General features: G+C 37.7%; 13 protein-coding genes. 2 read left to right on the top strand and 11 right to left on the bottom strand.

The genetic code is table 11. The annotated features are described in order from the left end of the window. Positions 1-1,060 precede the first annotated feature (1,060 nt). The 8 genes from AC1DFT_RS14865 to hemE form a co-directional block, all read right to left on the bottom strand. The gene (locus AC1DFT_RS14865; RefSeq protein WP_478159514.1) at positions 1,061-3,250 is read right to left on the bottom strand and encodes a YhgE/Pip family protein; all 2,190 of its coding nucleotides are present in this window, start codon (positions 3,248-3,250) and stop codon (positions 1,061-1,063) included. Positions 3,251-3,318: 68 nt separating this feature from the next. Continuing rightward, complete coding sequence (locus AC1DFT_RS14860; protein ID WP_478159513.1) at positions 3,319-3,888, bottom strand: TetR/AcrR family transcriptional regulator; 570 nt, start codon at positions 3,886-3,888, stop codon at positions 3,319-3,321. Positions 3,889-3,988: 100 nt separating this feature from the next. Continuing rightward, positions 3,989-4,444: a FixH family protein gene (locus AC1DFT_RS14855; RefSeq protein ID WP_478159512.1), complete on the bottom strand. Its 456-nt coding sequence runs from the start codon at positions 4,442-4,444 to the stop codon at positions 3,989-3,991. Then, the gene (locus tag AC1DFT_RS14850; protein ID WP_478159511.1) at positions 4,441-5,835 is read right to left on the bottom strand and encodes a sensor histidine kinase; all 1,395 of its coding nucleotides are present in this window, start codon (positions 5,833-5,835) and stop codon (positions 4,441-4,443) included. The genes AC1DFT_RS14855 and AC1DFT_RS14850 overlap by 4 nt, the downstream gene beginning before the upstream one ends. Then, on the bottom strand, positions 5,832-6,506 hold the full coding sequence (locus AC1DFT_RS14845; RefSeq protein WP_478159510.1) for a response regulator transcription factor: 675 nt from the start codon (positions 6,504-6,506) through the stop codon (positions 5,832-5,834). The genes AC1DFT_RS14850 and AC1DFT_RS14845 overlap by 4 nt, the downstream gene beginning before the upstream one ends. Continuing rightward, positions 6,503-7,441: a YncE family protein gene (locus AC1DFT_RS14840; RefSeq protein WP_478159509.1), complete on the bottom strand. Its 939-nt coding sequence runs from the start codon at positions 7,439-7,441 to the stop codon at positions 6,503-6,505. Before AC1DFT_RS14840 ends, AC1DFT_RS14845 begins: the two co-directional genes overlap by 4 nt. 216 nt (positions 7,442-7,657) lie before the next feature. After that, complete coding sequence (hemH, locus tag AC1DFT_RS14835) at positions 7,658-8,590, bottom strand: ferrochelatase (protein ID WP_478159508.1); 933 nt, start codon at positions 8,588-8,590, stop codon at positions 7,658-7,660. An 18-nt stretch (positions 8,591-8,608) separates the two neighbouring features. Continuing rightward, positions 8,609-9,661, bottom strand: a complete 1,053-nt coding sequence (gene hemE / locus AC1DFT_RS14830; protein WP_478159507.1) for a uroporphyrinogen decarboxylase — start codon at positions 9,659-9,661, stop codon at positions 8,609-8,611. A gap of 207 nt (positions 9,662-9,868) precedes the next feature. On the opposite strand from hemE, the gene AC1DFT_RS14825 reads away from it, so the two are divergent. Beyond that, positions 9,869-10,357: an antibiotic biosynthesis monooxygenase family protein gene (locus AC1DFT_RS14825; RefSeq protein ID WP_478159506.1), complete on the top strand. Its 489-nt coding sequence runs from the start codon at positions 9,869-9,871 to the stop codon at positions 10,355-10,357. A 153-nt stretch (positions 10,358-10,510) separates the two neighbouring features. Here the strand turns inward: AC1DFT_RS14825 and AC1DFT_RS14820 are convergent, their stop codons facing one another. The 3 genes from AC1DFT_RS14820 to AC1DFT_RS14810 form a co-directional block, all read right to left on the bottom strand. After that, a complete protein-coding gene (locus AC1DFT_RS14820; protein ID WP_478159505.1) occupies positions 10,511-10,642 on the bottom strand; it encodes a putative holin-like toxin in 132 nt (43 codons plus the stop codon). 224 nt (positions 10,643-10,866) lie between these two features. Beyond that, positions 10,867-12,084: a transglycosylase SLT domain-containing protein gene (locus AC1DFT_RS14815; RefSeq protein ID WP_478159504.1), complete on the bottom strand. Its 1,218-nt coding sequence runs from the start codon at positions 12,082-12,084 to the stop codon at positions 10,867-10,869. Between the two features lie 220 nt (positions 12,085-12,304). Beyond that, the gene (locus tag AC1DFT_RS14810; protein ID WP_478159503.1) at positions 12,305-13,222 is read right to left on the bottom strand and encodes a DMT family transporter; all 918 of its coding nucleotides are present in this window, start codon (positions 13,220-13,222) and stop codon (positions 12,305-12,307) included. Positions 13,223-13,427: 205 nt separating this feature from the next. On the opposite strand from AC1DFT_RS14810, the gene AC1DFT_RS14805 reads away from it, so the two are divergent. Further along, on the top strand, positions 13,428-14,597 hold the full coding sequence (locus tag AC1DFT_RS14805; RefSeq protein ID WP_478159502.1) for a M20 metallopeptidase family protein: 1,170 nt from the start codon (positions 13,428-13,430) through the stop codon (positions 14,595-14,597). Positions 14,598-14,610: the final 13 nt, after the last annotated feature.

Below are 14,610 nucleotides of genomic sequence, written 5' to 3'. Positions count from 1 at the left end.
CCTTAGGCGTACGTTGGGATGGCTCATTTTGCTCACTTATCCGGTAGGAGTCGACGCCTGTAGCGAAAATCAAAAGAAATTGCCCAATTATCAATACCATCCCGTTAAAAAACAAAATTTCAACCAGTTTTTTCATTGCATTCATCCAATAAATGGTTTAGGACAACCAACCGATCACTGGGAGCAACCAGTTCTATATGGAAAGCAACTAAATCAATACGAGAGCAACCAAAATACCTGTGAAAGCAACCAATTCGCAAAATAGCAAGTGTACTAGGATTGAGACGTATTATTGGGATAGCGCATCTTATTAACCGCTAAGATTTTCACTGTAGGGCAGACGATTTCCATCGGATGAAGTGAAAATTAATGGAAACTACATACTTATCAGTGCAGACCAGTTGAAAAAACAAAACTTTACCCATTTTTCCATTGCATGCATCCAGTAAATGGCTTAGGGCAACCAACCTATGACCGGGGATTGTCGCGTTCGCAGTGGATATTGTCTCGTTCAACCATTTATTGTTAATATGGGATCTCAATAATTTGGCAATTTCCATTGATTTTCGCTGCAGGGCGGCGACTCCAACGGGATTAAGTGAGCATAATGAGACTTCACAACGTACGCTCAAGCGGCGGTGAAGGCTCATCGCACACCCCGTGGAAAGCGTCCGTCCTGCAGCGAAAATCATAGCGGACACTTTATTCAACGCATTACGTTGCAGTATCTCTATTATGTGCATTATTCCATTTATCGTTCCCAATTACTTAATCGGGTCAGAGACAGTCGCTTTAGCACTTTTGCTCCTGCTTTAGAAGTGATTCCCCGCCCTGATTTCATCGGCTTTCTTTTGGTCGCTCTGTTAGACGATTTAGTTGCTTTCGTCAATGGATTAGTTGCTCTTGTATATGAAATAGTTGCTCTGGCCGGCATACTGGTTGCTTTCGCGTTCTATTCTGTTGCCCTTTACCATTTACTGCGAAATTTCTATCCCTTTAACTTTTTATTATTGAATAGTTAAAAGCGCTTATCCCCTTTTTTAGAGATAAGCGCTTTTAATTATACTTCTGCTGTTTGGTTGGAATGACGTTTTTTGAACAATAGCATGAAATAGCCAAATGTTAAGACTAGGCACGCTACCATAAATCCTATAAGGACACCGTTGCTTGCCCATAGATCACTCATATTACCTGTTGAAATAGCTGCTTTAAAAGCTTGAACAGAATAAGTCATCGGTAATAGTTTGTTAAAAATTTGTAATGGCTGTGGAATCAGTTCTAATGGGAATGTTCCTGCACTTGTTGTTAATTGAAGGATTAACACAAGAATAGCCAAGAATCTTCCAGAATCACTTAGAACGGAAACAAATAATTGGATCATCGCTAAAAATGTAAAGCTTGTAATAATCGCTGTTAGGATGAACATACCAACATTTTGTGTTTCTAATTTAAGCGCAAATAAGGCGATAGCTACTGCGATTAAGGATTGAATAATCCCAACAACCCCAAGTACAGTTACTTTACTTGTAAACCATGATGCCCCGTTTGTTGGCTTAATAGCTGGTTGTACGAGTGGGAATACAATCGAAATTAATAATGCCCCTACGAATAAACCAAGTGATAAGAAATAAGGAGTGAAACCTGTACCATAGTTCGGCACTGAATTGACCGCCTCTGTCTCTACATCCACTGGTGAAGCAATCATATCGAATGTTGCATCATTGGCACTTACTTCGCCTACCTCTTTACTTGCATCTTGTAGGCTCGTTTGCAATGTATTGGTACCATCGACCAATGCTTTTGTACCGTCCGCTAGTTTAGTAGATCCGTCTGCAAGTTCTCCAGATTTTTCAGCTAATGTCCCAGTTCCTTCTTGTAATTGAGTTGAACCATTGGCTAATTGGTTTAGACCACTAACTAAGTTAGTTGAACCAGTATATGCTTGCTGAATACCAGTGTTAAATTCTTTCAGTTTTGTCGCTAATGTATTTGTTCCTGCCGCTAAATTGGAAGAACCTTCTACTAATGCTGCCGAGGATTCATTTAGTTTTGCAACACCTTGCGCAGCTTGTGTATATCCTGCACTTAATTGTTCAGCCCCATTATGCACTTGAGCTGTTCCATCAGATAATGCAGTTGTTCCACCTGCAAGTTTTTCTAATCCAGCTGATACAGTGGAACTTCCAGCCTCTAATTGTTTCAGTGTTTCCGTTAATGCTGCCGCTTGTTCTGCTGGAAGTGTAGCACCTATTTGTTCCATTTGACCGGCTAACGCTTTAATACCAGAAGTTACTTGAGAAGCCCCTTGTGATAATTGGTTGGCACTATCGTTTACCGTCTCAGAGCTACTTTGTAACTGAGCTAATGATGCAACTAAAGCTTTTTCTTTTTCGCTAAGTAATTGATAACTTTCATTTAGTTTTGCCACTCCTGCTGTATAATCTGTTATACCTTCTTTTAATGATCCTGCTCCTGTTGCAGTTTGACTTGCTCCATCTGCTAACTGAGTAGACCCATCAGCAAGTTTAGCTATTCCATCATTTAGCTGAGTTGATCCTTTTGCAGCTGTTTGAATACCATCTACTACTGTATTTGTACCATCTTTCAGTTCAATTGTGCTGCTTGCCAGTTGTTCTAAGTAGCCTTTCAAATCGCTAGCGCCATTATCTATTTCTGAAGCGCCCTCTTTTAATTGACCTGCACCATCTGATGCTTCCGCAAAACCATTTCCAATTTTAGTAATCGAATCAAATAGTTGTTCTGCGTAAGTGGATGTTACTTCTTTATTGACCTCCGCGCGAATTCGATCCATCGCAGTTCCACCAATTTGAGAAGCTAAGAAATTATATCCTTCATTTGCTTTATACGTAATTACCATTTTTTCTGGCTGTTCATCTAATAAGGTTGTTGCATGCTGTGAAAAGTTCTCAGGAATTTCGATGAGCAAATAATAATTCTGATTTTCTAAACCTTGAAGTGCCTCTTTTTTCGACACAGATATAAAATTGAATTGCTCGCTATCGATAAGCTTATCTTTTAACGTCTCTCCAAGATCTAATTCCAGTCCTTCCATTTCAGCACCTTCGTCTGAATTGACGATTGCTACCGGTAAATCACTTAAACCAGCATACGGATCCCAAAATGCCCACAAAAACATTCCTGCATACAAAACGGGAATAAATAATACCGCAATAATAGGAATCAATAATTTTCGATTCGTAAATATCGCTTTCCATTGTGCTTTTATCATTCTATCTTCCTCCTAAAACTGTTTGACTATTTTGTTCATTTGGTCATTTAACATCAAAAAAATAAGTCTCAAACTAAGAGACTCCGGAAAATTGTTTCCTGAAAAAAGTTTGCGATTTCTACTTCGGATAATGATTCTTCATGCGTTACATTCCAATCATTAATAAAAGCAAGATAACCCTTAAACAATAAATATGCTACAAGCTCACTATTTATTTGCCTCAATTCTCCCTTAACCACATACTTATCAATTTTCTCTTTAATGAACGTAACAATTGCTTGCTCCGTTTGAAGTAGCATTTGTTTAGCAGCTGGTGTTCTCCAGTCTTTTTCTTCGTCCACAATTTTTGCATAGAGTTGATGGGTTTCTCGAAATTCCAACATTTTCATCAAGGCAGCATGGGCATTTTCCTGAAAAGAAACACCTTCGCGAATTACATTGGTTGCCTCCTGCTTCATCTCGCAAATCATTGTCCTCACAATTTCTTGAAAGAGAACTTCTTTGTTTTCAAAAAACGTATAAATAGTTCCTTTACCTACATTCGCGATTTTCGCTATTTGATCCATCGTTGTGGCTTTATATCCAAAAAGTGAAAAAGATCTGGTTGCAGCTTCTAAAATTTCTTTTTTGCGATCCATTTAGCAACTCTCCTTTCTCTCTAAAGAAAAATGACCAAAAAACCATTTCGGTCATCTAGTCATTATATTACTACCAGTGTATTCTTTTTGCAAGTATTTTTTAATGACCGTTATGCATTGTGTCATCGCTTTCGTCTGGTAATATGGAACCTAAATCAGGGCTACCAACTGTTAGCTTTTGTTTAGGCATTGTATGAAGACCTCTTGCAGTGGTGTGGGCAAACATATAATAGACCCCATCATGATTGAATGTATAATTTGCTTCATAGACACCGTCTTTTGTTAATGTCCCTTCAATCATTTTTCCTTCATCACGCAAACCGGATTCCCATACTTCGAATTCTACCTTATCCGCATCGTCCACTGCTTTTTCCCCTTGGGACACTTTGGCAGCTAAAGCAACTTCCTCTCCTACCGGTAATTGTTCAGGAGTTTGTATTTGTACAACAATTTCTTGAAAAGTCGTTTCTTCATGATTTGTATGACTTGCCTCTTCTGCTCCACAACCAGTTAGTACCATCGCTGTTAATGTAAATGTCGCTATTCGTTTTTTCATGCAAATGTATCCTCCCAAATTGGTAATGTAATATTTACAGTCGTTCCTTTTCCTACTTCGCTTTCAAATGTAAGTTTCCCATTTTGCACTTCTACTAATTGCTCCGCAATGGATAAGCCTAGTCCTGTTCCTCCATCTGATCGGCTTCTGGCCTTATTCACACGGTAGAAACGCTCTGTAATATGTGCTAGATGCTCCCTTTCGATTCCACATCCTTCATCTGCAATTTGAATAGTCGTTTCTTTTTTCGTTGTTTTATTCGAAATTGTGATGGTGGAATGGTTAGGCGAATATCTAATCGCATTTTCTAAAATGTTAATAAAGATTTGTTTTGTTTTTTGCTCGTCTGCACATAAAATCGTCTCTTCATCTATTGAAATAGCAAACCTTATTTCTTTTTCGTTCGCCATCGTTTTTACAAGTTGAACTGTCTCACGAATTGTTTCCGCTAAAACGAGCGGACTTGTTTCTACCTCCGCTAACGTCTCTGATCTTGCAACAGTCAGCAAATCATTCGTGAGCTTCTGCATACGATTGGCTTCTCGAGTGATCAGTGTATATATTTCTGCCTTTTTCTCTTCCGGTATAAGCTGTTGTTCAAATGCCTCGCCGTACCCTTTAATATAACTAATCGGAGTGCGAAGTTCGTGCGAAACGATCGAAAGAAAGTCTCGCTTCTTATCATCTTCTTGTTGAATGGACGATGCCATATGGTTAAAACTTCGCGCTAGCTCTCCCACTTCATCTTGAGATTCAACTTCCACGCGTGTATCATACTTTCCTGCAGCCATATCCAGCGCTGCTTCGTTGAGTACGGCCAATGGTTTTAACACCCTTTGCAAACTTTTCAAGCTAATATATGCCAAGCAAATTAATAAAAGAGAAACAATGACAATTAAAAAAAGTACATCACTAGATGCCATTTCGGTAATTTTTGTTAAAGGTACGTATACATAAATAATTCCTTCTAATCTATTCTCATCAACGAGTGGATAAATAACCGATACTACATCCCGGTCAAATCGCTTTTCATATCCACGTTTTGTTATAGCATCTCCATCTATCAATTCCGCTCTTTCTTCTGCTCCAATTAATGTGTCATAATCAATATCGAAAGGAAGACATGCACTTAGTTCTCTCGGATTTCGCACCGTAAATACTTCCACATCTGAAAAGCGATTATAATCCTCCGTTTGTTTAATAAATGCATTCGTAACGACACCACCATCATATGTACGCTGCAAATTTTCCGCAACTTCCTTCATCGACATTTCGGTATGTTGTACGTAAAGTTCTTCATATAAAAAGTTCGTAAATATAACTAAAAACACAATCGTCGTTGTAATAAAAACAAGCAACAACATCCATATTTTAAACGATAGCTTTTTCATTCTTTTACCTCAAAGCGATAACCAATTCCCCAAACAGTTTCAATATATGTTCCTGCAACGACACCAAGCTTCAATCGAAGCGTTTTAATATGTGTATCTACCGTCCGTGTTCCACCTTCATAATCTAACCCCCACAACCTTTCTAGTAGTTGCTCTCTAGAAAAAGCTCTTCCTTCATTTTCCATAAACAGATGAAGCAGTTCATATTCTTTGAGCGTAAGGTTAATTTTTTGATCGTTTCGTAATATTTGTCTGGAGGTGGGATCATTTACTATTATCCCTTTTATGAGCTTATTGTCTTTGGATACTTTTCCAGTTCTTCTTAAAATAGCATCTATTCTCGCTAGTAGTTCAATCGCAGTAAACGGCTTAATGACATAGTCATCCCCACCAAGTGTAAGTCCTTTAACTAAATCTGTTTTCGCATCTAAGGCGGTGAGAAATATAATCGGTACCAATGTAAATTCTCTTAAATCTTGGCAAACTTCAAAGCCACTTTTCCCAGGCATCATGACATCGAGTAGTATTAAATCGACGGAAAACGAATAAACCATTTTCATCGCTTCTTCTCCATTTTCAGCGTGTAACACATCAAAACCTGCTTTTTGCAAATGCAGTTCAATTAGTCCTCGCATATCCTGTTCATCATCTACTACTAATATCGTTGTCATTTGCTCGCCTCCCTTACGACTAACTGAAATGGTCCTTTTCCTACTTGCAACTTATTCATTACTTTTCCCGATTGAATGAAATATAGTTGATGATCTTCATAACCCGCTAGTACGATATTATCTCCGAATGTTGCAATCGCAAAAGGATTTGCCCCTGCTTTGAGTGAAGCTAACACCTCACCCGTCTCTGATATCTCATACACAGTGCTGCTTCCATGACTGACCACAAAAATATGCCCGTTTACAGCTCTCGTCATATTAATTGGCATCATTGGTGTTTCTATTTCACCGAGTAACTCTCCAGTCGCTAAATTATATCTCTTTACAACCCGATTCGGACTACTGCCAGCACCATGTCCACCGAGCCATAGTTCGTTTCCATTTATGAACAGTCCGTGGGAAGAATTCGGAATATCCCATTTCACTTTTTCTTTTAAATCTAATGAAAATATAGAAAGAATTTCATCTTTGAAGTTTACTACATATAGATCGTCGTCATGTGCAATCATCGACATCGGATAATTCCCAGTAGCAGCTTCTGCTAGGGACTCCCCTTTTTTATTGAAAAGAGAGACCGTATTGTCTTTTCCATTTGTTATGTAAATATTATCTTCATAAGCGTAAGCAAAGGTTGTTCCTTCTCGTACATTCAACGTTGCCAGCTGTTTACCTGTAGACAACTCGATAAGAACCGCTTCCTTTAACGTAAATCCATAAAGTAATAATAGGTCGGCTGACACTAATGTAAAACCTGTATACGAAGCATCCAGTTGCCAACTTTCCATCACTTCCTTCTCCGCAGAAATGAAATCTATCGTGCCGTCCACCGTATTTAAGCTCGCCACAAAATCAACCGATGGATCAACGGATGGAAATGAGGGCTGTGCACACGCACCAAGCAAAAACAAGATGAACAATATACTTAGCTTTCTCAAGTCCCCACCCCCTAAAGCTATTTTACCGAATACGTGTGAAAAAAGTTTGAAATTCCATTCAAGTATTAAAAAAATGTTAGGAGAATATGGTTAAAATATCCTATTCCAACTAACTGCTCAAATTTTACAACTAAACGCGTTAAATTTCCAACTAAAAATAAAAAATCCCCAAAAACCAAGAAGAAATAGTTTTTGGGGATTACATTTTCTTAATAATTACGCGCGAAGTTGTTTTAAAACAACATCGGCCATTGCATCGATGAATAATGATTGATCATTCGGCATCGCTGGACGTACATATGTAGCTCCAATATCATCACATACCACTTTACACTCATAGTCATTATCGTATAGCACTTCTAAATGTTCTGCTACGAAACCAACTGGAGTGTAAACAAATGTTGTATAGCCTTTTTCTTGGTGTAAGTCACGTGTTAAATCTTGTACGTCTGGTCCAATCCATGGCTCTGGAGTTTGTCCAGCACTTTGCCAACCAACCGCATAGTTTTTCACGCCAGCTGCTTTTGCGATTAAATCTGCTGTCTCATTTAACTGATCTGCATATGGATCTCCCATTGCCAGAATTTTTTCAGGAAGGGAATGAGCAGAAACGATTAAACAAGCTTTTTCACGTTGCTCCTCAGACATTGCTGCGAATGCCTCGCTTACTTTTTCATTCCAATATTGGATGAATTTCGGCTCGTCATACCAGCTTTCTACGGAAGTAATCGTTAAATTACCTAATTTCTCTGCTTCTTCCTTGATGCGACCATTATAGGATTTAATCGAGAATGTAGAGAAATGTGGCGCTAACACGATAGAAACCGCTTCCGTGATGCCGTCTTTGTGCATTTGTGCAACTGCATCTTCTAAGTAAGGTTCAATATGTTTTAATCCAATATACATTTTGAATTCGATGTCATCTTGTACTTCATTTAGTCGATCACATAAACCTTGTGCTTGGTTTTTCGTAATTTTTGCTAATGGTGAAATCCCACCAATCGCTTTGTAACGACCCGTTAAGTCCGCTAATTGTTCTTCACTTGGTTTACGACCATGGCGAATATGTGTATAGTAACGTTCAATATCCGCTTCTTCGTACGGTGTTCCATATGCCATTACTAATAATCCCATTGTTTTTTTCATCATTGTCACCTCAAAAAAAGTTTAGTTAGACTTTGCTGCAATTAGTTCGCGGCTATATTCATGTACAAATGTGGTTAAACGTTTTAAAGTATCCGGATTCACTTCTGGGAATACACCATGACCAATATTAAAAATATGTCCTGGCTGTGCTACACCTTGCTCAACAATGACTTTCGCACGTTTTTCGATTTCTGCCCAGTCTCCGATTAAATACGATGGATCCAAGTTCCCTTGAAGCGTTTTCGTCAATCCTTTTGCACGCGCTTCCTCAATCGATAAACGCCAATCTAGTCCAACTACGTCTACAGGTAAGTCATGCCATTCCATTGCTAAATGGCTTGCTCCTACACCAAATGTTATTAGTGGTACACCTAGTTCACGAAGTTCTGTGAAAATACGTGTCATTACTGGTTTGATGAAAATACGATAATCCGCTACGTTTAAAGCACCAACCCATGAGTCGAAAATTTGAATCGCTTTCGCTCCTGCTTTTACTTGTGCCTTAATATAAACGATTGTCATATCTGCAAGCTTATCCATTAGTGCAAACCATGCTTGTGGTTCCGAAATCATAAATGCTTTTGTTTTGTTATAACTCTTAGATGGTCCGCCTTCAATCATATAACTAGCAAGTGTGAATGGCGCCCCGCCAAATCCGATTAATGGAACATTCAATTGTTCAGTTGTTAACAATTTAATCGTTTCTAATACAAATGGAACATCATCTTCTGGGGAAAAATCACCAAGATTGTATACATCTTGCACCGTTCTGATCGGATTCGAAATTACCGGCCCAACACCAGCTTTTATCTTCACATCTACTCCGATACCAATTAAAGGTGTTACAATATCTTTATACAGAATCGCTGCATCTACATTGTAATTTTCCACTGGTAAACGTGTAACATATGCACATAATTCTGGCTCATGCGTAATTTGTTCTAAAGAATACTTTTCTTTTATTTTTCTGTACTCAGGTTGAGATCTTCCTGCTTGCCTCATATACCAAACCGGCGTGTGCTCCACTTGTTCTCCGCGTGCCGCACGAAGAAGCGTATCATTAAAAGTAGTCATTCAAAATTCCTGCCTTTCTTCTATCTAAACGGTAGTCTCTTTTCAAATATACGTCTCCACTATAGTCTTTCTATTTACTATTGTATATGCATATAGTGTATTTGTCATAAATTTGTCCCGTTTCAGCGTCAAAATTAGGGCGGAGTGTTTTTAAATTTGCATTTAAGGGAAAAGTATATCAAATAAACAAAATTAGGAGGCACTCATATGAATTTATATTTAACTTCAGGAACACCTGAATTTATGGAATCCATCAAAAAAAAACACCCAAATGAAAAAATATTTGCGCTGCATGGAATAGGTAACTCTGTACTAATCCATGAAACTGCCAAAAAAACCGTTTTCCAAGCTCCTAGAAAATATGAAATATTAGAAGCTTCCGGACAGTTCTCCGAGAAAGGATATTTCGCCCTACAACATATTCCCCTTTCCGAAGAAGGTAAACCCATTTTTGAATACAAGTATACAAACTTATCAAAAACCCTCATACATGAACCAGGGTTTATCGCACTCCGTGTATTAAAACCAATCAAATCAGACACTTATATTATTTTAACAGAATGGTCTGGTCCGAACAGCTATGAAGTATGGTCAAAATCCCATCCGATGAATTTTGATAACATCGCCGACAAGCAACAATTCTTTACAAGTGCGCCTTATGTCTCTACTTACTCATCGACGAATGTAGAAGACTAAATTAACTAGATATACAATAGACAATTTATTTGAAAACAACTATACAAATGGTATAATAAATATAGAAATTGAATAAATTAAAAAAGACTATTGGGTGCGTCAACACCCAATAGTCTTGCAATAAAATAGTATCGCTTCAAAGGCGATCAGCAATTATGATGAGTAAACCACCCAATGCTTGCTATGGCTCAGGGACGGTTTACTTTTTTCTTTTGAAAAAGTAAGAATGGAAACGATCAAAGCAGCGAACGCTACTGCGAACATCAAGGCTTCGAAAGTTGACATATGCAACATCTCCTTTCCCTATTCTTGTAAGCGCACAGGAATAGTAATGAAAATAAAGGAAATGCTGACCGCCCATGATCACACTATTCTATTACTCTTCCATTATACCACACATACGTTCTCATTTAACTGAATAATTCACATTGCACCTAATAATAAATAGCCCAGTCCAATGAACTGAGCTATCGTTTGTATTTACTTCAGTTTTACTACTTATACTTTGGTTATTGTGCTAGTAATGCCAACTTGCTTTTAGAAGGAGTTTCGTATTTTACGTTCGTGGACTTTTGAACGAAGCTTCCGTTACCCACACCATATAAACCGCCATGATTACTCTTATAGCTATACACTCGGTATTCTTCGCCCTTTTTCAAAGGACGGACTGTAGTCAATGAACCATCGCTCTCCATTTTGACCAAGTTTGTATTAGATAGAATCGTAACTTTACCTATTTGTCCTATTTTTAGTTCTGTTTTCCCCCACATAACTTTCACTGGAGGTACACCTAGCTTTTTCGTAATGTAAGCAGAGGAAATATAACCTGTTAGTTTTTGATCCTCTGTTTTAACCGGGTACCATACAAATTGATTCAAACTTGTTGGGGATTGGTCATATTTGAAATTCCCATCAATAATTAAAGTAGTATCTTTTGTTACGGCTTTTGCTACAGAAGATGTATTAGGTAGTGTTCTTAAATTTACCTTGTCCGCTGTTATTGATACTTTGTCTCCTTTTTTAAATCGATAATCAGAGGAATGTAACTTACCCGTTACTGTATATTCCATCTTGCTGAATTTAATATTTTCACTGCTGTTAGAGTCATATTTAAAGTCAGCTGTTTGGAAAGGAAACTGTCCTAATTTCGTACCGTTTAAGTAACTATCTTTTTCAATATGCGCAAATACTTTTTCTTGATAAGCTTCTCTATTGTTTAATCCACTGGACTGATAAAGAGGGCTATTCACAGGTTTTGTACCGTTATAAGCCATGACAGGGAAGTACCAATTTTCAATTACTTCTTGTCCTGCTCCTTTTATTTTAGGTAAATCTGTACGCTTATACATACTCGTAAGAATTTCGACACCTGCCTGAATATTGTAGTTAATATCGTATTTTAATCTTTCTTGATCATAGTCTGATTGATTGGTAATTTGCATAAGTCCTATCCCATTATCTTTTGAAATGACAGGCTGGCCATTTTCATCAAATTGTTTCCAAGCCCCATTTTCCCTTGAAGCCACAGCTTTCACCACTTCGGGAGGAATATTTGCTTCTAATGCCGCATTGGTAAGTAAACAGTTCATATGCTGAAAAGTAGGATTTTGGTTTGGCTTTATTTCACCATAGGATGAACATGTTGAGTCAGCGTAAGCTTCTTCATTAGACCACCCCAGGAGCAGTAAACAAATTAAGAATCCTACTCCCATTTTGATAGATTTCATTTAATCATTCTCCATTCTATTTTTATATTTATATAGTATATTTTACCATAAAAAATTACAGTTATATATAGTCTGAGGTGCTTCATATGGTTTATGAAGACTTGGATGTTTCTATTAATGACGAAAATAAAGAAGAAAAGATCTCCCGACAGTTTAGTAAACTGATGAAAGGCTTCCGCAAATGTAATTATATGAAATTAAAAGCTAAAAGCATTTTATATTACTCACTGCTCACTTTCGAAACTTGTGTAACTATTGCTTTGGTAGGTCTTATGCTAAAATTCCCTGACAAATATAAACCGAATAACACCAGAATTGTTCCAATTACAGCCAACTGTGTAATAGGTTCACCTAGCAATATTGCCCCTAGAATATAACCCGCTACGGGATTTAAAAGCAACCAATTGTTTGCTATAATAGCGTCTTTTTTAAGTAGGTAAAACCAAAGGCTTAAGTTAAAAATGGATAAAGCGAAAACTGACCAAAGTAAATAACCTATAACATTTATATCTAGCCTAATTGGTTGTCCAGCCTCTAAAAAAAGTGTAGGTACCACTAAAATAAGACCACCAAAAACTACCTGCCATGTGTTAATGACAATAGATGGTAACTGTAAATCCATTTTCTTGTAAACAAAACTTCCTATAGCCATCGACATAATTGCAACAGCTAAAAGTAAAATACCGCCAATCGTAGCATGACTACCTACTAAAGACGGATAGGAAGCGATGACTAATCCTATAAGAGATATGACTATGCCTCCCCATTCCTTAAGTCGAATGGTTTGCCTTAAAAACAGAAAGGCAAGTAGCGCATAAAGTAGAGCATTTACAGGCACGAAAAGATTAAAAATACTAGAGGAAATGCTTTGAAGTGCTATTAAACCCAATCCTAAAAACAAGGAAGTATTTAACAAACCTAACCAAAATAAAACCCCGAACTCTCTCTTATTTGGCATTTTATATTTTCCTTTTTGCAATACGTAAATGTAAAATAGCAATAATATCCCCGCAATAATAAAACGCAGAGTAGCAAGTGTTAGTGGTGGAGCAGACTGTAGTCCAAATTTCATCGCAACAGCTCCGGATGCATATAAAACAGTAAATAAAAGACCTAACATCAAACCCTTAAAACCCATAAAATTTAATCCCCTTTGTCTTAAGGCACTTTTGTTTTCGCAATATCAGTTCTATTAATCTACCACATTATAGAATTTTCTGAAAACAAAAGATTCCCTGTGATAGAATCATTTTAGAATTGTGCTTGAAATGTTTCTATTACCGAGCGCCTATAGCCCTCTTTTTTTGTTATAATAATAAAAAGATAAATGGAGGCTAAACATTATGACAAAACAATTAACAGAAAAATTAGATAGTGCATTTGAAGAGATGGTAGAAATTCGTCGTTATTTACATATGCATCCTGAAGTATCATTTAAAGAAACAAAAACAGCCAAGTATATTCAAGACTTTTATACCGATTTAGGTATTCCATTTCAAGCGAATGTTGGTGGAAACGGTGTTGTCGCAAGAGTAAAAGGGGCTTTACCTGGTAAAACAGTGGCACTACGGGCTGATTTCGATGCACTACCTATTCAAGATGAAAAAGACGTCCCATATAAATCTACGGTAGATGGTGTGATGCATGCATGTGGACATGATGGACATACTGCAACCTTGCTCATTCTTGCACGTACAATTAATGAATTAAAAGACGAGTTAGCTGGAGAGTATGTATTTATTCATCAACATGCGGAAGAATATGCGCCAGGTGGAGCAAAACCTATGATTGAAGCAGGATGTCTTGACGGGGTCGATGCTATTTTCGGTACGCATTTATGGTCTTTATTCCCTCTTGGATCTATCGAATATAAATCTGGACCAATCATGGCAGCAGCGGACCGTTTTGAAATTACAATTCAAGGAAAAGGTGGACATGGAGCTAATCCGCACCAAGCAATCGATGCAATTGTTGTTGCCTCACAACTTGTCGTAAACTTACAGCAATTAGTGGCAAGAAGAGTAAGCCCTACACAATCTGCCGTTCTTTCTGTCGGTTCTTTTGTGGCAGAAAATGCATTTAATATCATTGCAGACAATGTAAAACTAGCTGGCACAGTGCGTACCTTTGATGCGGACGTAAGAGATCTAATGGAGCGTGAGTTAGAAAGAGTATTAAAAGGGACTTGCCTTACTGCTGATTGTACATATACGCTCGAATATACTCGTGGGTATCCACCAGTTATTAATCATAAAGAAGAAACTGAGTTTTTAGCAACTGTTGCAGGGGACATACCGGGTGTGGAACTAGTAAAAGAATCAGAGCTTCTAATGATCGGAGAAGATTTCGGCTATTATATGGAAAAGATTCCAGGGACATTTTTCTTTACAGGCGCAATGCCAGAAGGGGAAGCTTTCCCACATCATAGTCCAAAGTTTGACTTCGATGAACGTGCAATGCTTATTGCAGCAAAAACATTAGGCACAGCTGCTATTCAATATCAAACGAAATAAAAAAAAAGGCTGT

Source organism: Psychrobacillus sp. 05T411, assembly GCF_056396485.1.
The sequence above is the reverse complement of the archived record's forward strand: the minus strand, read 5'-3'. Positions and strand labels throughout refer to the sequence as shown.